Origin of the sequence: Schumannella sp. 10F1B-5-1 (assembly GCF_006517535.1) — a bacterium.
GTDB lineage: Bacteria > Actinomycetota > Actinomycetes > Actinomycetales > Microbacteriaceae > Schumannella.
In genome coordinates this window covers 1-400 of sequence record NZ_VHQH01000313.1, presented here as the reverse complement: position 1 = coordinate 400, position 400 = coordinate 1, and the positions used below count along the sequence as shown (strand labels likewise).

General features: G+C 72.5%; 1 protein-coding gene. It reads left to right on the top strand.

What is annotated here, in order from left to right; all coding sequences use genetic code 11:
• Nucleotides 1–45: 45 nt before the first annotated feature.
• Nucleotides 46–400 (top strand): ATP-binding cassette domain-containing protein (locus FJ658_RS15835; protein ID WP_255447775.1); only part of this gene is annotated, 355 nt, incomplete at its 3' end.

Here is a 400-nt window from a genome sequence, read left to right as displayed (position 1 = left end):
CGCGTTCGCCGCGGATTCGGCGGGCGTTGGCGGATAATCGCGAACGTGATCGACACCCGCGACGCCGTCGTCGCGCACGCACTCGTGGTCCGGCGCGGACGGACCGAGATCCTGCACTCCGTCGACCTCCGGGTGGCGGGCGGCCAGGTGGTGGGGCTGCTCGGTCCGAGCGGGGCCGGGAAGACCACCCTCATGCGCGCGATCATCGGCGCGCAGCACATCGGCTCGGGCACCGTCGAGGTCTTCGGTCGCCCCGCCGGGCACCGTGTCCTGCGCCGGCAGCTCGGCTACATGGCGCAGTCCGCGGCGATCTACGACGACCTGACGGTCGAGCAGAACCTGGACTACTTCCGTCGCGTGCTCGGGGCTCCGGCGTCGGACGTCGACCGCGTCGTCGCCG